This window comes from Pseudarthrobacter sp. GQ63 (genome assembly GCF_059758765.1).
Window position 1 is genome coordinate 1 of the sequence record NZ_JCAXEF010000015.1, and the last position, 16,960, is coordinate 16,960.

General features: G+C 65.9%; 14 protein-coding genes. 10 read left to right on the top strand and 4 right to left on the bottom strand.

Annotated features, from left to right (window positions below; genetic code table 11):
* Positions 1-150: 150 nt before the first annotated feature.
* Positions 151-780, top strand: coding sequence for a nicotine blue oxidoreductase (gene nboR / locus AC6CHP_RS17940; RefSeq protein WP_498231384.1), 630 nt, complete (start codon positions 151-153; stop codon positions 778-780).
* Between the two features lie 2 nt (positions 781-782).
* On the opposite strand, the gene AC6CHP_RS17945 is transcribed toward nboR, so the two are convergent.
* Both AC6CHP_RS17945 and AC6CHP_RS17950 read right to left on the bottom strand, forming a co-directional pair.
* Positions 783-1,448, bottom strand: coding sequence for a uracil-DNA glycosylase (locus tag AC6CHP_RS17945; RefSeq protein ID WP_498231386.1), 666 nt, complete (start codon positions 1,446-1,448; stop codon positions 783-785).
* Between the two features lie 22 nt (positions 1,449-1,470).
* Complete coding sequence (locus AC6CHP_RS17950; RefSeq protein WP_498231388.1) at positions 1,471-2,451, bottom strand: aldo/keto reductase; 981 nt, start codon at positions 2,449-2,451, stop codon at positions 1,471-1,473.
* A 217-nt stretch (positions 2,452-2,668) separates the two neighbouring features.
* Between AC6CHP_RS17950 and AC6CHP_RS17955 the strand changes: the two genes are divergently transcribed.
* Genes AC6CHP_RS17955 through xdhC form a run of 3 tightly spaced genes read left to right on the top strand, consistent with a single transcriptional unit; the run spans position 2,669 to position 7,354 of the window.
* Positions 2,669-4,165, top strand: coding sequence for a xanthine dehydrogenase small subunit (locus tag AC6CHP_RS17955; RefSeq protein ID WP_498231390.1), 1,497 nt, complete (start codon positions 2,669-2,671; stop codon positions 4,163-4,165).
* Complete coding sequence (xdhB, locus tag AC6CHP_RS17960) at positions 4,162-6,549, top strand: xanthine dehydrogenase molybdopterin binding subunit (RefSeq protein ID WP_498231392.1); 2,388 nt, start codon at positions 4,162-4,164, stop codon at positions 6,547-6,549. The genes AC6CHP_RS17955 and xdhB overlap by 4 nt, the downstream gene beginning before the upstream one ends.
* Before the next feature lies 1 nt (position 6,550).
* The gene (xdhC, locus tag AC6CHP_RS17965; protein WP_498231394.1) at positions 6,551-7,354 is read left to right on the top strand and encodes a xanthine dehydrogenase accessory protein XdhC; all 804 of its coding nucleotides are present in this window, start codon (positions 6,551-6,553) and stop codon (positions 7,352-7,354) included.
* Positions 7,355-7,436: 82 nt separating this feature from the next.
* Here the strand turns inward: xdhC and AC6CHP_RS17970 are convergent, their stop codons facing one another.
* On the bottom strand, positions 7,437-7,610 hold the full coding sequence (locus tag AC6CHP_RS17970) for a hypothetical protein (RefSeq protein WP_498231396.1): 174 nt from the start codon (positions 7,608-7,610) through the stop codon (positions 7,437-7,439).
* A 370-nt stretch (positions 7,611-7,980) separates the two neighbouring features.
* On the opposite strand from AC6CHP_RS17970, the gene pucL reads away from it, so the two are divergent.
* Together pucL and AC6CHP_RS17980 are read left to right on the top strand one after the other, a co-directional pair.
* Positions 7,981-8,889: a factor-independent urate hydroxylase gene (pucL, locus tag AC6CHP_RS17975; RefSeq protein ID WP_498231398.1), complete on the top strand. Its 909-nt coding sequence runs from the start codon at positions 7,981-7,983 to the stop codon at positions 8,887-8,889.
* Between the two features lie 188 nt (positions 8,890-9,077).
* On the top strand, positions 9,078-10,589 hold the full coding sequence (locus AC6CHP_RS17980) for a nucleobase:cation symporter-2 family protein (RefSeq protein ID WP_498231400.1): 1,512 nt from the start codon (positions 9,078-9,080) through the stop codon (positions 10,587-10,589).
* A gap of 109 nt (positions 10,590-10,698) precedes the next feature.
* Here the strand turns inward: AC6CHP_RS17980 and AC6CHP_RS17985 are convergent, their stop codons facing one another.
* Entirely contained in the window at positions 10,699-11,454 is a 756-nt protein-coding gene (locus tag AC6CHP_RS17985; RefSeq protein WP_104189556.1) for an IclR family transcriptional regulator, read from the bottom strand.
* Between the two features lie 210 nt (positions 11,455-11,664).
* Between AC6CHP_RS17985 and AC6CHP_RS17990 the strand changes: the two genes are divergently transcribed.
* From AC6CHP_RS17990 to AC6CHP_RS18005, 4 genes are read left to right on the top strand one after another with little or no spacing between them, the layout of a single operon-like run.
* Positions 11,665-13,116 carry an NAD-dependent malic enzyme gene (locus AC6CHP_RS17990; RefSeq protein WP_104189553.1) on the top strand — a complete coding sequence of 484 codons (1,452 nt, stop codon included), beginning with the start codon at positions 11,665-11,667 and terminating at the stop codon, positions 13,114-13,116.
* A 39-nt stretch (positions 13,117-13,155) separates the two neighbouring features.
* Positions 13,156-14,754 (top strand): malate synthase A, encoded by a 1,599-nt coding sequence (aceB, locus tag AC6CHP_RS17995; RefSeq protein WP_498231403.1) that lies wholly within the window; start codon positions 13,156-13,158, stop codon positions 14,752-14,754.
* A 3-nt stretch (positions 14,755-14,757) separates the two neighbouring features.
* The gene (locus tag AC6CHP_RS18000; protein WP_188731674.1) at positions 14,758-16,035 is read left to right on the top strand and encodes a DUF6986 family protein; all 1,278 of its coding nucleotides are present in this window, start codon (positions 14,758-14,760) and stop codon (positions 16,033-16,035) included.
* 16 nt (positions 16,036-16,051) lie between these two features.
* Complete coding sequence (locus tag AC6CHP_RS18005; protein ID WP_188731673.1) at positions 16,052-16,864, top strand: bifunctional allantoicase/(S)-ureidoglycine aminohydrolase; 813 nt, start codon at positions 16,052-16,054, stop codon at positions 16,862-16,864.
* The last annotated feature ends 96 nt before the right edge of the window (positions 16,865-16,960 follow it).

A 16,960-nucleotide genomic window follows, 5' to 3' on the forward strand; every position in this document is an offset into this window, starting at 1 on the left:
AAAGCGCTGCACATGCTCGCGGCGAGGGGCGAGGTCGAGGAGGGGGCGCCGTCGTACGCCATGGACCGCTACAAACTCCTGGACGTCAGCGCCGGAACCACCGGCGGGGCCGGCGGCGACGCCTGAGACAACAAGAGTTAGGGTGTGGCTATGCGGAACACGGAGGCGGCGGGCACCACCGGTGTTGTGCTCGCGGCGGGCGGCGGAGCCAGGCTGGGACGCGGGCCCAAGGCTCTGCTCCCCTACCGTGGCCGGCCCTTGGTGGAAGCGGTCGCTGAAGCGCTGCTCGGCGGCGGCTGCCGCGAGGTTGTGGTGGTGCTCGGTGCAGGCGCCCAGGATGTCCTGGCCGCCGCCAGGCTGGACGGCTGCCGCACGGTGGTGAACGAGCAATGGCAGTCGGGGATGGGGAGTTCCCTCCTGTTGGGCAACGCCGCCACCGATCCCCGGGACCACCTGATGATTGCGCTCGTGGACCAGCCTGGCCTGTCCTCCCTGGCGGTGGAACGGCTGCTTGCGTCCCACCGTCCGGGCCGGGTCACCGCAGCGGCGTACGACGGCGGCGCTGCCGCGACAAAGGGTGGGAACGGCGGGCTCCGCCGCGGCCATCCGCTGGTGATCGATACCGCCCTGCGCCAGGCGGTGGCCGCAACAGTGAGCGGCGACGCCGGGGCGCGCGCCTTCCTGCGGACCCACCCGGAACTGGTGGACGAAGTGGATTGCAGTGATCTCTCCAGCGGCCTTGACGTTGACACGCCGGAGCAGCTCCATCTGCTGGGCTAGTTCTACTTGTTGGACTGCGTGGTGATGCTTCCGGCGAGGAGCAACTCCTCCAGGCCGCGCTTGAAGCCGGAGCGTCCGCCGTGGGCGGGATGCCGGACCTTGGGCGCATCCACGCCGCTGGCCTGCAGGCTTCGGTGCGCGATGTTTCCCACGGCGACCACTGCCTCAATGCCGAACAGCTCCAACAGCGACTGCCAGTAGGGTGTGCCCAGCTTTGCTTCCGTGATCCGCGGCGTCCGGTTGGACTGCGGTTCTCCCGGCACGTGGGTGTGCCACGGGCAGGCACTCCACAGCAGGGGCAGGAAATCCAGTTCCGCCAGGACCTCCCACATCACCGTTGCCGTCGGCTCGGCAGCCACTCCCTCCGCCTCGGCGGGCAGGGCGTAGCCTTTGCCCGGCCCGAAAAGCCCGAAGATATTGGCCGGTCCCTGGAACATGGTGCGGTTGGTGAACGGCACGCCGGTGATCCGCATGCCCCTGAAACCGGGGGCTTCGCCCAGCAGCAGCACCCTCGGCGAACGGTCCAGCATCTCGGAGAGGTAAAGCTCCAGGTTGCGCCGGCGCACGGCATTGCCGGGGTGGCTGTGGTCAAGGAAGTTGTTGCGGCCCGGCACCGTGGGCACTGCCGCGAGCCGGTCCACAAAAGAGCTTATGGAACGGTCTGTCACCGGAGCGCTCCCCTGCGAACGGCTACCAGCGCGGGTGGATGGCTTCGCGGAAGTAGTGGTCGTAGATCCAGCGGACGCCGGCGTCGAACTCTTTGCTGACCTGCACGGAGGCAGCCGCAGCGTTTGCGGATGCTTGCTCCACGTTGCGCGCCCCGGGAATCACGGAGGTGACGCCGTCCTGGGCCGCGATCCAGGCGATGGCCGCCTGGGCGGTGCTTGCCCCGGCCGGGACCAGCTGCTCGAACTCGGCCACGGCCTTCAGCCCGAGCTCGTAGTCCACGCCCGAGAAGGTTTCGCCGACGTCGAACTTGTCACCCTGGCGGTTGTAGTTCCGGTGGTCGTTTTCCGCGAAGGTGGTTTCCTTCGAGTACTTGCCGGACAGGAGGCCGGAAGCGAGCGGCACACGGGCAATGATGCCCACGTTGGCCGCCTTCGCTGCGGGAAGAACCTCGTCCAGGGGCTTGAGGCGGAAAGCGTTCAGGATGATCTGGACGGAGGCGGTGCCAGGGTGCCGGATCGCTTCCAGGGCCTCATCCGTGCGCTCCACGCTGACGCCGTAGTTGCGGATGGCGCCCTCGGAGACCAGGGTATCCAAAGCGTCGTAGACCTCGGCGCTGCTGTACACGGGGGTGGGCGGGCAGTGCAGCTGGACCAGGTCCAGGGTGTCGGTGCCCAGGTTCTTCCGGGACCGGTCCACCCACTGGCGGAAGTTGGCCAGGGTGTAGTTCTCCGGCTGCTGGTCCATCCGGCGGCCCATCTTGGTAGCAACCGTGATGTCCAGGCCTGGGTTGTCCGCGAGGAACTTCCCGATGGCCTGCTCGCTCTTGCCGTCGCCGTAGACGTCCGCGGTGTCGAAGAAGTTCACGCCGGCTTCCGCGGACGCCGCCAGGATGGCCTGCGCCTGCGCCGGGTCAACGTTGCCCCAGTCCGCGCCAAGCTGCCAGGTGCCGAGCCCTACGACGGAGACGTTACGTCCGGTCTTGCCTAAAATCCGCTGTTCCATCCCTCGACTATATGGGGTGCCCCGCGGGAGGCCGGAATTTTACGGGGTTACGCCACGGCCGGAAGTTTCCATCCGGATACTGGAAAATCGCTTCCATACAGAAAGGTAAGCTTAATCACACTGAACAGCCGACATGCTGGCAGCGCTGGGATACATTTCCCGTTACCAGGGTTTGGTTTTAGGCACGTCGGTCCGGTTCGTATGGGGAGCGTGAAACATGGACGGAATAGAGATATTCGTCAACGGGCAGGCCCGGGACTGCAGCAGGACCAGCCCGCACACGAGGCTCCTTGACTGGCTTCGGGCGGAAGGCCTCACAGGGGCTAAGGAAGGCTGCGCGGAGGGCGAGTGCGGGGCATGTGCCGTCCTGGTGGCCAGGCCGGACGGACCCGAGGGGAGCCGCTGGACATCCCTGAACTCATGCCTGCCTCCCGCGCTGGCGTTCGACGGGCAGGAGGTCGTCACTGCGGAGGGCCTGGGTACCGTAGCCGGGCCGTGTTCCGGGGAAGACCTGCATCCCGTCCAGCGTGAAATGGCGGACCGCGGCGGTTCCCAGTGTGGATACTGCACACCGGGGTTCATCTGCTCCATGGCGGCTGAGTATTACCGTCCGGACCGGCGCCCCGGGCAGGGCAGGAAAGAAACCGGAACCCGCGAGGTAGGCGAGCAGCATGCCACCGATCACGAATGCGGTCCGAACGGCTTCGACCTCCACGCGCTCAGCGGCAACCTCTGCCGGTGCACGGGCTACCGCCCCATCAGGGACGCAGCCTATGCGCTCGGGAATCCCCTGGACGCAGACCCCTTGCTGGACCGGCAGAACCGGCCTGCCCCGCCCGTCAAGCACACCAGGACGGACGGCGGCGCACGTTTCCTCCGCACTGAAACCCTTGCCGAGGCCCTGAAGATCATGCAGGAAAGCCCGGAGGCACAGCTGGTGGCAGGGGCAACCGACCTCGGCGTGGAGGTAAACCTCCGGCACTCCCGTCCGCCCCTGCTCCTTGCCATCGATCGGCTGGAAGAGCTGAGGACTTTATCGTTCGACGACGGCCGGGTTGAGATCGGCGCAGCACTCACCCTTTCCGAGGTGGAACGGGGCCTCGACGGCCGGGTACCTCTCCTGGCCCAGCTGTTTCCCCAATTTGCGTCCCGCCTGATCCGCAACGCAGCCACCTTGGGCGGGAACCTTTCCACGGGCTCACCCATCGGCGACTCTGCACCGGCGCTCCTCGCCCTGGACGCCACAATTGTCCTGTGCTCGCTCGACGGCGAGCGCGAAGTCCCGCTGTCCGAGTACTACACGGGGTACCGGCAGAGCGTTCGGAAGCCCCACGAGCTGCTCCGCGCAGTGCGGATCCCGCTGCCACTGGCCGAAAGCACCGCGTTCTACAAAATCTCCAAACGGCGCTTCGACGACATCTCAAGTGTCTCGGTTGCCATCGCGCTGCAGGTGGCAGGCGGCGTCGTAAATTCGGTCCGGATTGGCCTCGGCGGCGTGGCAGCCACGCCGATCCGGGCCTTCGCAACGGAAGAATCATTGACGGGCCAGCCCTGGACCGCGGACACTGTAGCCACGGCCGCGGGCGTCATGGCCGGCGAGGGAACCCCGATCGACGACATGCGCGCGAGCGCACTCTACCGGCAGGCCATGCTGAGGCAGGCACTCCTCAAGTTCCATGCCGAAAATACTCCGGCATTGGAGGCAGCGAAGTGAAGTCCCTGGCAGACCGTCCAGTCAACCCGGTGGTGGGGGTCCCTGTTTCCCACGAGAGCGCCGCCGCACACGTGACCGGAACAGCCCTCTACACTGACGACCTCCTTGTCCGTTCCCGGAGTGTCCTGCACGCCTGGCCTGTCCAGGCACCGCACGCCCATGCCCTGATAATCGGTATGGACACCAGGCCCGCACTCAAGGTTCCTGGCGTAGTCAAGGTACTGACGGCGTCGGACGTTCCCGGCGTCAACGATGCCGGCGTGAAGCATGACGAGCCGCTCTTTCCCAGCGAGGTCATGTTCCATGGCCATGCCGTGTGCTGGGTGCTGGGCGAATCATTGGAAGCGGCACGGCTGGGTGCGGAGGCCATAAAGGTCGAGTACCAGCCGTTGCCTTCGCTCCTGACGCTCACTGAAGCAATGGCGGCAGGGAGCTACCAGGGAAACCAGCCGACAGTTGCGCGCGGCGAACCGGACTCCGCCCTAAAACACGCGGCCCACCGGTTCAGCGGCGAGCTTGAGTTCGGCGGCCAGGAGCACTTCTACCTTGAGACGCAGGCGTCCTTCGCGTACATCGATGAAGGCGGGCAGGTGTTTGTGCAGTCCAGCACCCAGCACCCATCCGAGACGCAGGAAATCGTGGCGCACGTCCTGGGACTCGCCAACCACGAGGTGACCGTGCAGTGCCTCCGGATGGGCGGGGGTTTCGGCGGCAAGGAGATGCAGCCGCACGGCTTCGCTGCCATCGCAGCCTTGGGTGCAAGCCTGACCGGACGCCCCGTGCGCGTCCGCCTCAACCGGACCCAGGACATCACCCTGACCGGTAAGCGCCATCCGTTCCATGCACGCTGGGAAGCAGGATTCGACGACGACGGCCGCCTCCAGGCGCTCAAGGCCACCCTTACGAGCGACGGCGGCTGGAGCCTGGACCTCTCCGAACCTGTCCTGGCAAGGGCAATGTGCCACATCGACAACGCGTACTACATCCCCAACATCGAAGTGCACGGCCGGGTAGCCAAGACCAACAAGACGTCGCAGACAGCGTTTCGCGGCTTCGGCGGACCCCAGGGGATGCTGGTGATCGAGGACCTCCTGGGCCGGTGCGCACCGCTGCTGGGCATCGACCCGGCTGAGCTGCGGTCTCGCAACTTCTACGAACCTGGACAGAGCACCCCGTACGGGCAGCCCGTGCGCCACGCCGAACGGCTCACTGCAATCTGGCAGTCGCTCCTGGACCGAGCAGACGTGGCGCAGCGGCGCGCTGAGATCGCGAAATTCAACGCCGCCCACCCGAACATCAAACGGGCCATCGCGATGACGCCAGTGAAGTTCGGCATCTCCTTCAACCTCACAGCCTTCAACCAGGCCGGCGCGCTTGTCCACGTGTATAAGGACGGGTCCGTGCTCATTAATCATGGCGGCACCGAGATGGGGCAGGGCCTGCACACCAAGATGCGCCAGGTGGCTGCCACTGCCTTGGGCGTGCCGCTCAGCTTCATCCGGCTGGCCCCCACCCGGACCGACAAGGTCCCCAACACGTCAGCCACAGCCGCCAGCTCAGGAGCCGACCTGAACGGCGGGGCGGTCAAAAAAGCCTGTGAGCAGATCAGCTCCCGGCTGGCGGACGTGGCTGCCCGGAACCTCAACATCCACCCGGACGATGTGCGCTTCGACGACGGCAAGGTGACCGGGATCGGGTTCCATGACCGCCACCTCAGTTTCGCCGAGGTAGCTCGCGACGCGTACTTCCAGCGGGTCCCGCTCTGGGCGGCGGGGTACTACCGGACAGAGGGACTGCACTGGGACAGCGCCCGCATGCAGGGTGAGCCGTTCAAGTACTTCAGCTACGGCGCGGCGGTCACGGAGGTGGAGGTGGACCGCTTCACGGGCGCTTACCGGCAGCTGCGTGCCGACATAGTGCACGACGTCGGCGACAGCCTTTCGCCGTTGATCGACGTCGGGCAGATTGAAGGCGGCTTCGTCCAGGGTGCCGGCTGGCTGACCCTTGAGGACCTGCGGTGGGACGTGTCCGACGGCGACGGGCGGGGACGCCTGACAACCCAGTCGGCCAGCACCTACAAGCTGCCGAGCTTCTCCGAAACGCCGGAGCAGTTCAACGTCCACCTGTTTGAACGGGCCACAGAAAGCGGTGTCGTCTACGGCTCGAAGGCTGTAGGAGAGCCGCCGCTTATGCTGGCCATCAGCGTGCGCGAGGCATTGCGGGAAGCAGTGGCGGCCTTCGGTTCCGGCGGCACCGCCGTGGAACTGGCCAGCCCGGCAACGCCCGAGGCCGTGTTCTGGGCGCTTGAACGCGCCACGGCAACCTCCCCGGCCGGACCTGACTGCGACGCCGTCCGCCCGTCCGTCACAACGTCAGTGTCTTGACATGGACTGGCTCGAAGCCCTGCAGCACCTGAGGTCCGCCCGCCTGCCCGGCGTCCTGGCGACGGTTTCCGAGGTGCGCGGCCACGCGCCGCGGGAGGCTGGCGCCAAAATGGTGGTGGGCACAAAGTCAACGTGGGGCAGCATCGGCGGCGGCAATCTCGAGGCGACAGTGGTGGACCAGGCCCGGGACATGATGGCCAAGGGCATCTCCCTACCCCACAGCGCCGAGTTCGCGCTGAATGAGCACGCAACCACGGAGCACGGGCGGCAGTGCTGCGGCGGGAAGGTACGGGTGCTGCTTGAACCCTTCCTGTCCCTTCCCGTGGTGGCAATTTTCGGCGTCGGGCATGTTGGGTACGAACTCGGGCGCATCCTTTCGCGCCTGCCCATGACCCTGTACCTGGTGGACAGCCGCGGCGAACAACTTGATCCTGCACGGCTGGGTGACGTGGCTTCGGGTGTTGCCGACGTCCGGGCGGTGCACACGCCCGTCCCGGACTCGTTCCTTGGCGACCTGCCACACGGCGCGCACGTCTTCATTATGAGTCACGACCACTCCGAGGATTTTCTTCTCTGCCACGCCGCCCTGCGCCGAGTCGACCTCGGGAGCATCGGGCTGATTGGGTCGCGTGCCAAGTGGCTGCGGTTCCGGCAGAAGCTGGCAGCGGAAGGGTTTGCGGAGCCGGAGATTGACCGGATCCAGTGCCCAATAGGACTGCCGGAAGTGAAGGGAAAGGCCCCTGCTGTTATTGCGGTGAGCGCCGCCGCCGCCTTGCTCTTAGGCCTACCGTCCGCTCAGCAGTAGCTGCCATGCCTGGGGCTGCGGCTCCGGGGGATACTGCCGTGGGAGGTCACGGCTCCGGAGGTTACTGCTCCGGGGATCCCGCTCAGCCCTGGCGCCCGAAAACCGGGAGCGCACGCAGCCAGCGTGAGAACCCGCGGGCGGGCCGATCGCAATCAGCCGGGATGTAGAAATCCGGGTCGGTGCCGCCATACGGGTGGTACAGCTCCTGGCCGGGCGCCGGAAAGCCCACCACTTCTTTTGGGTCCTGCAGGTCCATCTCGTCCTCCCCACTTCCTGTTTAGCTTTTCCACTCATCGGAAAATAAATACTGCTATGTGGAAATAGTAAGCTGCCGCTCCAGCAGGGTCAAGAGCCTGCGCCCGGCGTCACGGCCTGAGGCTGAGCGACCGGTCACAAACCGATTTTTGCTTTTGTGATGTACACCACCGCAGGACTGGGCTACGCTGAATGTCAATTCGTGGCGCGAGTCACGTAACCTGGGAGCAGCAGGCAGGGTCGTAATGAGCTGGCATCAATCGATGTCGGCTCTTTTTTGTGGGCCGACGGTATACGAAACGTGCGGAAAACGCGCGCTTAATTTCCATGCGGGACTGTGGTCCCACATACCTGAAGTTGGGAATCTGACCATGAGCAGCAACATCATCCTCGGCCACAACCAGTTCGGAAAGGCCGAAGTCCGGGTCGTCAAAATCACCCGGGACACAGACCGCCACGAAATCGAAGATTTGAACGTCACCTCGCAGCTCCGCGGTGACTTCGCGGCCGCCCACCTCGCAGGCGACAACGCCCACGTGGTGCCTACCGACACCCAAAAGAACACCATCTACGCCTTCGCCCGGGAAGGTGTAGGATCACCCGAAGCCTTCCTCCTGCGCCTGGGTGAGCACTTCACCTCCAGCTTCGACTGGGTGACCGGCGGCCGCTGGGAAGCCGAGTCCTACAGCTGGGACCGGATCCAGGCACACGGCGCCGAGCACGACCACTCCTTCGTACGCAACGGCCAGGAAGTCCGCACGGCCGTCCTGGTCCGGGATGGCGCCACGGAACACCTGATTTCCGGCCTCAAGGACCTCACCGTCCTCAAGTCCACCCAGTCCGGCTTCGCCGGCTACCCCAAGGACAAGTACACCACCCTCGCGGAAACAACGGACCGGATCCTGGCCACCGACGTCTCTGCGCGCTGGCGCTTCAAGACCGGCACCGACTTCAGCACCATCGATTTCAATAAGAGCTACGACGACGTCAAAGCCCTCCTGCTGGAAGGCTTCACGGAGAAGTACTCCCACGCCCTCCAGCAGACCCTGTTCGATATGGGCACCAAGGTCCTGGAAGCACACAGCGAGATCGACGAGATCAAGTTCTCGATGCCCAATAAGCACCACTTCCTGGTGGACCTCTCGCCCTTCGGCCTCGACAACCCCAACGAGGTCTTCTACGCGGCCGACCGGCCGTACGGCCTGATCGAGGCCACCGTCCAGCGTGAGGACGCCGCCCCGGCGGCCATCGCCTGGTCCGGCATCGCCGGCTTCTGCTAGGCGCGCCGTCCCACCAGCACCACCCGGTCCGGAGTTTTTGTCCAGATGAGGCGACTTCCGAGCACCTTAGTCCGCACACGTGGACAAGAACTCCGGGCCAGCCCCCACGATTTGCAGCTTCAGCCACACCTGTTAGCCAGACAACGTTAGCCAGACGATGACGTCTGCCATGAACCAGAAAGTCTGCCATGAACATCAAGAACACCCTCAAAGCCGACGCCAAGAAGCACGGCAAGCGTCCCGTCCAAAACCGGCCGGAGGACGAACGGCTTTCGATCGGAAGCAGTTTCGCTTATGGCTTCCAGCACGTCCTGACCATGTACGGCGGCATCGTCGCCGTACCGCTGATCGTTGGCCAGGCCGCGGGCCTGCCCCCTGCCGACATTGGCGTCCTGATCGCCGCCGCACTCTTCATGGGCGGGCTTGCCACCATCCTCCAGACCGTGGGGATTCCCTTCTTCGGCTCCCAGCTGCCGCTGGTCCAGGGTGTATCGTTCGCAGGCGTTGCAACGATGGTCGCCATCGTCACCACGGGTGGAGGAATTCAGGCCGTTTTCGGCGCGGTGATCGTGTCAGCGGCCATCGGCCTGTTGATCGCGCCGGTCTTTTCCAAGATTGTCCGGTTCTTCCCACCGGTGGTCACCGGAACTGTCATCACGACCATTGGCCTGACACTCATGCCGGTTGCCGCCAACTGGGCCATGGGAGGAAACAGGAATGCCGAGAACTACGGGAGCCTGGAGAACATTGGCCTCGCCGCGGTTACCCTGGCCCTCGTCCTCCTCCTGAGCAAACTCGGTAACGCCACCATCTCCCGGCTCTCGATTCTGCTGGCCATGGTCATCGGAACGCTGCTAGCCGTCGTCACCGGCATGGCGAATTTCTCCAAAGTCGGGGAAGGCCCCATCGCCGCCTTCCCCGCGCCATTCCATCTGGGAGCCCCCACCTTTGAGATAGCCGCCATCATCTCCATGCTGATCGTCGTCCTGGTCATCCTGACGGAAACCATGGCGGACATCCTGGCAGTCGGCGAGATCGTGGGCACCAAGGTCGACTCCAAGCGGATTGCTGCCGGGCTGAGGGCAGACATGGGGTCCAGCCTCATCGCGCCGATCTTCGGATCCTTCACGCAAAGCGCCTTTGCCCAGAACGTCGGCCTGGTCGCAGTGACCAAAATCAGGAGCCGCTACGTCGTTGCAGCCGGCGGTGTCATCCTCGTCATCCTCGGCCTGCTGCCCGTCATGGGCCGCGTCGTCGCTGCGGTTCCCACCGCGGTCCTGGGCGGGGCCGGCATCGTCCTGTTCGGCACCGTCGCTGCCAGCGGCATCCGCACTCTGGCCAAGGTGGAATACAAAAACAACATGAACCTGATCATCGTGGCGGCGTCGATCGGCTTCGGCATGATCCCCATCGCCGCCCCGTCCTTCTACGACAAGTTCCCGGACTGGTTCGCCACCATCTTCCACTCCGGCATCAGCTCGGCTGCCGTCATGGCAATCCTGCTGAACCTGCTCTTCAACCACCTCAAGGCCGGCAACTCCGAGAACCAGTCGGTGTTCGTGGCCGGCACCGGACGCGTGGTCCGGGAGGAGGACCTCAAGTGCCTGGCCGACGGCGACCGCTTCGAAGGCGGCAAGCTCATCGACTGTGACGGCAAGGAAGTTCCGGTCCAGTCATCCGAAAAGGCATCGGACCACTAGGAACGCCGGAGCAGCACGCACGCCGAAGCAGCAGGAACACGGCATGAAAAAGCGGCGGCGGCCCGTCCCGGAAAGGGCGGGCCGCCGCCGTCGTCAGCGCGGGGGTGGGTCAGGTGCGGTTCATCTCCAGGGAGATGGCTTCGGCAGCCTCGCGGAGGACGGGCACCGCCTTGTCAGCGAAGTGCTCGTCCACACGGGACACGGGACCGGACACCGAAATGGCGGTGGGGGTGGGGGCGTTGGGCACAGCCATCGCGAAGCAGCGGACGCCCAGCTCCTGCTCCTCCTCGTCGATGGAGTAGCCGCGTTCCCGGATGAGCTTGAGGTCTGCCAGGAGGTCGTCGATGTCCCCGATGCTCTTGGGCGTGGGGGTGGGCATCCCGGCGCGGGTGACGATGCCGCGGACCACGTCGTCGTCCAGCTGGGCCAGGATGGCCTTGCCGACGCCGGTGGCATGGGTATGGGCACGCCGGCCCACCTCGGTGAACATGCGCATGGCGTGAAGCGAGGGCACCTGCGCCACATAGATGACCATGTCCGAATCGAGCACGGCCATGTTGGACGTCTCCCCCAGGCGGTCCACCAGGGTTTTCAGCTGCGGCCGTGCCACGGCGCCAAGCTGCTTGTTGGCTCCTTCGCCCAGCCGGATCAGCCGCGGGCCCAGGGCGTAGCGCCGGTTGGGCAGCTGGCGGATATAGCCAAGCGATACCAGGGTGCGCAGCAGGCGGTGGATGGTGGGCAGCGGCAGGTCGGTGGATGACGACAACTCACTGAGGGTGACGTCGCCGCCGGCGTCAGTGATCAGTTCCAGCAGTTCGAAGACGCGTTCAACGGACTGCACGCCTCCTGCGGCTTTTTCAGCCATGGCCAGTCTCCTGTGGATTCGGATTCCGACAAGTCTTATCCGCATCGTGAAAAGAATTGCCCTAGAGGTCCCAAGATACAGCACAACCCCTGCAGGCGCGATGAAAGGCACTTTGGGCTTGTGTTTCCACAAAGTAGATAATAATATCCATAATACGAAAACATTCGGATATGGAACACAAGCCCACTGGGCCCAACAGGAGGACATTCAATGGCGAACCCGAGCCCCGGAAATTCCATCACCCTGCGCGTGGAAGCGCCGTCCAGCTTCAGCGCCACCAGCGAACTCGCTGCGGCAGTGGGTGCAGCCGGCGCTGCCATCACTGCCCTGGACGTCACGGAGTCCCACCACGAGACCCTGGTTGTGGACGTCACCTGCAACACCACCGACGATGAGCACGCCGGCCGCGTCAAGGACGCCCTCAACGCGCTCGACGGCGTCACGGTCCAGCACGTCTCGGACCGCACCTTCCTGATGCACCTGGGCGGCAAGCTCGAGGTGGTCCCCAAGGTAGCCCTGCGCAACCGTGACGACCTCTCCCGCGCCTACACGCCCGGCGTCGCACGCGTTTGCCTCGCCATTGCCGAGGACCCCGCGGCGGCCCGCAACCTGACGGTCAAGCGCAACACCATCGCGGTCGTCACGGACGGCTCGGCCGTCCTGGGCCTGGGCAACATCGGCCCGGCAGCCGCCCTGCCCGTGATGGAGGGCAAGGCCGCGCTGTTCAAGCAGTTTGCCAACGTTGACGCCTGGCCGGTCTGCCTGGACACCCAGGACACCGAGGAAATCATCAGCATCGTCAAGGCCCTGGCCCCCGTCTACGGTGGCGTGAACCTCGAGGACATCGCTGCCCCGCGCTGCTTCGAAATCGAGAACCGCCTCCGCGAGGAACTGGACATCCCGGTGTTCCACGACGACCAGCACGGCACCGCGATCGTCACCCTCGCCGCCCTTGTCAATGCACTCCGCGTGGTGGGCAAGAAGCTCTCCGAGGTCCGCATTGTGGTCTCCGGCGTGGGCGCCGCGGGTTCCGCCATCATCCAGCTCCTCAAGGCCCAGGGCGCGCAGCACATCATTGCGGCGGGCCGCTCCGGGGCCATCCACTCGGGCCAGGAGTATGGGGACGAGCACCGCAGCTGGATCGCAGCGAACACCAACCAGGAAGGCTTCGACGGCACCCTGCACGAGGCCCTCGTGGGTGCGGACGTGTTCATCGGCGTCAGCGCCCCGCACGTGATCGGCGAGGAGCAGGTAGCCGCGATGGCGGACGACGCCATCGTGTTTGCCATGGCCAACCCGACGCCGGAGATCGATCCGGTGGTCGCGGCGAAGCACGCCGCCGTGGTGGCCACAGGCCGCAGCGACTTCCCCAACCAGATCAACAACGTGCTGGCATTCCCCGGCTTCTTCCGTGGGCTGCTGGACGCCGGAGCCTCGGACATCACGCCGGAGATGCTGGTGGCCGCCGCGGACGCCATTGCCAACCGGGTAGCTGACGAAGAGCTCAATGCCAGCTACATTATCCCCAGCGTCTTCGATCCCCATGTTGCCGCCGATGTTGCCTCAGCTGTTGCCGCGGCCGCCCACGCAGCGAACGTGGCCACCGCGGCTGACCGCGCCGAGGCAGCCCCGGCTCCCGAAGCCGCCCTGGCCAGCGCCTGATTCACTGCCTGACTGCAAGCCACAAGGAAAGGACCAGAAATGGCCATCACTGTCACAGATCCCCGGCCGATCGACCGCGCGGAGGAGATCCTCACCCCCAAGGCACTGGCATTCATTGAGGAGCTTCACACCCGCTTCGCCGGCACCCGCAACGAGCTCCTGGCGGCCAGGGCCGGCAAGCGCCAGCGGGTGGCCGAGACCGGAAAGCTGGACTTCCTGCCGGAGACGCAGGACGTGCGCGACGGCGACTGGAAAGTTGCGCCCGCACCCGCACCGCTGCAGGACCGCCGGGTCGAAATGACCGGGCCCGCCTCACCGGCGAAGATGGCCATCAATGCCCTGAACTCCGGCGCCAAGGTGTGGCTCGCGGACCTCGAGGATGCCAGTACCCCCACCTGGGCCAATGTCATCGACGCCATCCTCAACCTCCGCGACGCTGCCCAGGGCACCCTGAGCTACACCTCGGACGAGGGCAAGGAGTACAGGCTCCGCACCGACGCACCGCTCGCCGTCGTGGTGGCCCGCCCCCGCGGCTGGCACATGCCCGAAAAGCACCTGCTCATCAACGGTGAACCCGCCGTGGGCGCCCTGGTGGACTTTGGCCTGCACTTCTTCCACGTGGCCAAGCAGCTGGTCCTCAACGGCCAGGGACCGTACTACTACCTGCCCAAGATGGAAAGCCACCTCGAGGCTCGGCTGTGGAACGACGTCTTTGTCCTCGCACAGGATTACCTGGGCCTGGGCCAGGGGACCGTCCGCGCCACCGTGCTGATCGAAACCATCCCGGCCGCGTTCGAGATGGACGAGATCCTCTACGAACTGCGGGACCACGCCTCCGGCCTGAACGCAGGACGCTGGGACTACCTGTTCAGCATCATCAAGTACTTCAGGGACGCCGGCGAGGAGTTTGTGCTGCCGGACCGCGCCTCGGTGGCCATGACGGCACCGTTCATGCGCGCCTACACCGAACTGCTGGTCAAGACCTGCCACAAGCGAGGGGCCTTCGCCATGGGCGGCATGGCCGCCGTCATCCCCAACCGCCGCCACCCTGAGGTGACCGAGGCTGCCTTCGCCAAGGTCCGCGCGGACAAGACGCGTGAGGCCAACGACGGCTTCGACGGCTCCTGGGTTGCCCACCCCGACCTGGTGCCCACCTGCCGCGAGGTCTTCGACTCCGTCCTGGGCAGCAAGCCCAACCAGCTGGACAAGCAGCGCCCGGAGGTTTCCGTGACCGCGGAACAGCTGCTGGACGTGGCGTCCGCCGAAGGCCAGGTGACGGAGTCAGGCCTGCGCCTGAACCTGTATGTCGCCGTGGCCTACACGGCGGTCTGGCTGTCCGGAAACGGCGCGGTTGCCATCCACAACCTCATGGAGGACGCCGCCACGGCGGAAATCTCCCGCTCGCAGGTCTGGCAGCAGATCCGCAACAAGTCAGTCCTGGCGGACACGGGCAACACCGTGACCCGCGAGCTGGTGGAGCGGATCCTGGGCGAGGAGACCGAGCGGCTGCGGACCGAATTCGGCGACGAAGCCTTCCGCCGCTACTACCGGCCTGCCAGCGAACTGATCGCCGACATCTGCCTCTCGGAGGACTACACGGACTTCCTCACCACCCCGGCCTACGAACTGGTGGGCTGAGGCATGGCGGAAACACCCAAGCCGTCCTTGTCAGTAGGCGACCTGGCGAACATCGACGGGCAGCTCGCCGCAACGGACCGCCTGCTTGAGCGGAACTACCCGGGTGACGACGGGTCCCGCCAGCCGGTCCACACCGTGTACGTCCCCGCGGACCGGTTCACGCCGTCGTTCGCTGCCGACTGGGGCGCGCAGGCGATGGCGACGGCGGCCGGCCACGGCGGGCTGGAACGGCTGGGCACGTTGCTGGGCCAGGACAACGCGCTGGCAGAGGCCGTCGCGGCCCGCGTGGAAGCCAAGCTGGGCAGTGAGCCGGTCGAGGACCTTCGGCTCGATTTCGAGGACGGGTTCGGGGACAGGGGCGACGACGCCGAGGACGCTGCCGCGGTTGCCGCAGCAGCCGCGGTGGCCGCCGCCGTCGCGGCCGGGTCCGCTCCCCCGTTCATCGGCATCCGGTTCAAGTGCTTCGAGGCGCCCACGAGGGCCCGCGGGCTCCGGACGCTGGACCTCTTTGTCTCCGGGCTCGCAGCGGCCGGTGAACTGCCCGAGGGCCTGGTCCTGACCCTGCCCAAGGTCACCACCGTGGCCCAGGTCCAGGCCATGGACTATGCCGTGTCCCGGCTGGAAGAGGTCCACTCCCTCCCCGCCGGCCGGCTCCGCTTCGAGGTCCAGGTGGAAACCCCGCAGCTCATCCTGGGTCCGGACGGCACCTCTCCGGTGGCGCAGCTGCCGCACGCCGTCCCCGGCCGGATCAGCGGCCTCCACTACGGAACCTACGACTACTCCGCCTCCCTGCAGATCTCTGCCGAGTACCAGTCCATGGAGCACCCGGTGGCCGATTTCGCCAAGGAAGTCATGCAGCTGGCAGTGGCCGGCACCGGCATCCGGCTCTCGGACGGGTCCACCAACATCATCCCCGTGGGCGACAACGTGGAGAACGCCTGGCAGCTGCACGGCCGCCTGGTCCGGCGGTCGCTGGAACGCGGCTACTACCAGGGCTGGGACCTGCACCCGGCCCAGCTGCCCAGCCGCTTCGCTGCCACCTACGCCTTCTACCGGCAGGGCCTCCCCGCTGCCGTGGCCCGCCTGCGCAACTATGTGGAGCGGACCGAGGGTGGCGTCATGGATGAACCCGCCACGGCCCGCGCCCTGGCCGCATTCGTCCTCCGCGGCGTCCAGTGCGGCGCCGTCGGAGCCGATGAAGTCCAGGCGCTCGCCGGCGTCGGAATTCCGCAGCTCACTGCACTGGCGCACCCGCGGCTCGCCACCACGTCCAACTCCTAGGTAAGGATCCCTTTTCATGGGCAAGTACTATTCCCCCACCGGCGGACTGCCGCCGCAGACCCATCTGACCACCGAGCGCGCCATCGTCACCGAGGCGTACACGGTGATCCCGAAGGGCGTCATGACGGACATCGTCACGTCCAACCTGCCCGGTTTCTCGAACACCCGGTCCTGGATCATCGCCCGCCCCATCTCCGGCTTTGCCACAACGTTCTCGCAGCTCATCGTGGAGATCGGCCCGGGCGGCGGCGCCCCCAAGGCCGAATTCGAGGCCGGTGTGGAAGGCGTCATCTTCGTGACCCGCGGCAGGGTCAGCCTCACCCTCGACGGTGAACTGCACCAGCTGGAGGAAGGCGGCTACGCCTACCTGGCTGCCGGTTCGGAGTGGGGCCTGGAGAACGTCTCCAGCGACGTCGTGTCCTTCCACTGGATCCGCAAGGCCTACGAGCGCCTTGAGGGCTACGAGGCCAAGTCCTTCGTCACCAACGAAAAGGACGTGGAGCCGACGGCAATGCCGGACACCGACGGCGCCTGGAAGACCACCCGCTTCACGGACTCCAGCGACCTGGCCCACGACATGCAGGTGAACATCGTGACGTTCCAGCCCGGCGGCGTCATCCCGTTCCCCGAAACCCACGTCATGGAGCACGGCCTCTACGTCCTTGAGGGCAAGGCCATGTACCTGCTGAACAACGACTGGGTGGAGGTGGAGGCCGGCGACTTCATGTGGCTGCGCGCCTTCTGCCCGCAGGCCTGCTACGCCGGCGGCCCGGGTGAGTTCCGCTACCTGCTGTACAAGGACATGAACCGGCAGGTGCGCCTCACCTGAGCAGCCCCTTACTTCCCCAACCAAGTAGCAGCACATGTCGTAATGGGCCGCCATAAGAACATGTGCTGCTACCTGGTTGGGTGGAAAATTGGTGGC

What these genes read in the sequence shown, in the direction of transcription:
- AC6CHP_RS17955 (WP_498231390.1), top strand. Translation starts at nt 2,669, where the DNA reads ATGGACGGAATAGAGATATTCGTCAACGGGCAGGCCCGGGACTGCAGC.
- xdhC (WP_498231394.1), top strand. Translation starts at nt 6,551, where the DNA reads ATGGACTGGCTCGAAGCCCTGCAGCACCTGAGGTCCGCCCGCCTGCCC.
- AC6CHP_RS17980 (WP_498231400.1), top strand. Translation starts at nt 9,078, where the DNA reads ATGAACATCAAGAACACCCTCAAAGCCGACGCCAAGAAGCACGGCAAG.
- nboR (WP_498231384.1), top strand. Translation starts at nt 151, where the DNA reads ATGCGGAACACGGAGGCGGCGGGCACCACCGGTGTTGTGCTCGCGGCG.
- AC6CHP_RS17990 (WP_104189553.1), top strand. Translation starts at nt 11,665, where the DNA reads ATGGCGAACCCGAGCCCCGGAAATTCCATCACCCTGCGCGTGGAAGCG.
- AC6CHP_RS18000 (WP_188731674.1), top strand. Translation starts at nt 14,758, where the DNA reads ATGGCGGAAACACCCAAGCCGTCCTTGTCAGTAGGCGACCTGGCGAAC.
- AC6CHP_RS17985 (WP_104189556.1), bottom strand. Translation starts at nt 11,454, where the DNA reads ATGGCTGAAAAAGCCGCAGGAGGCGTGCAGTCCGTTGAACGCGTCTTC.
- AC6CHP_RS17950 (WP_498231388.1), bottom strand. Translation starts at nt 2,451, where the DNA reads ATGGAACAGCGGATTTTAGGCAAGACCGGACGTAACGTCTCCGTCGTA.
- AC6CHP_RS18005 (WP_188731673.1), top strand. Translation starts at nt 16,052, where the DNA reads ATGGGCAAGTACTATTCCCCCACCGGCGGACTGCCGCCGCAGACCCAT.
- aceB (WP_498231403.1), top strand. Translation starts at nt 13,156, where the DNA reads ATGGCCATCACTGTCACAGATCCCCGGCCGATCGACCGCGCGGAGGAG.
- pucL (WP_498231398.1), top strand. Translation starts at nt 7,981, where the DNA reads ATGAGCAGCAACATCATCCTCGGCCACAACCAGTTCGGAAAGGCCGAA.
- AC6CHP_RS17970 (WP_498231396.1), bottom strand. Translation starts at nt 7,610, where the DNA reads ATGGACCTGCAGGACCCAAAAGAAGTGGTGGGCTTTCCGGCGCCCGGC.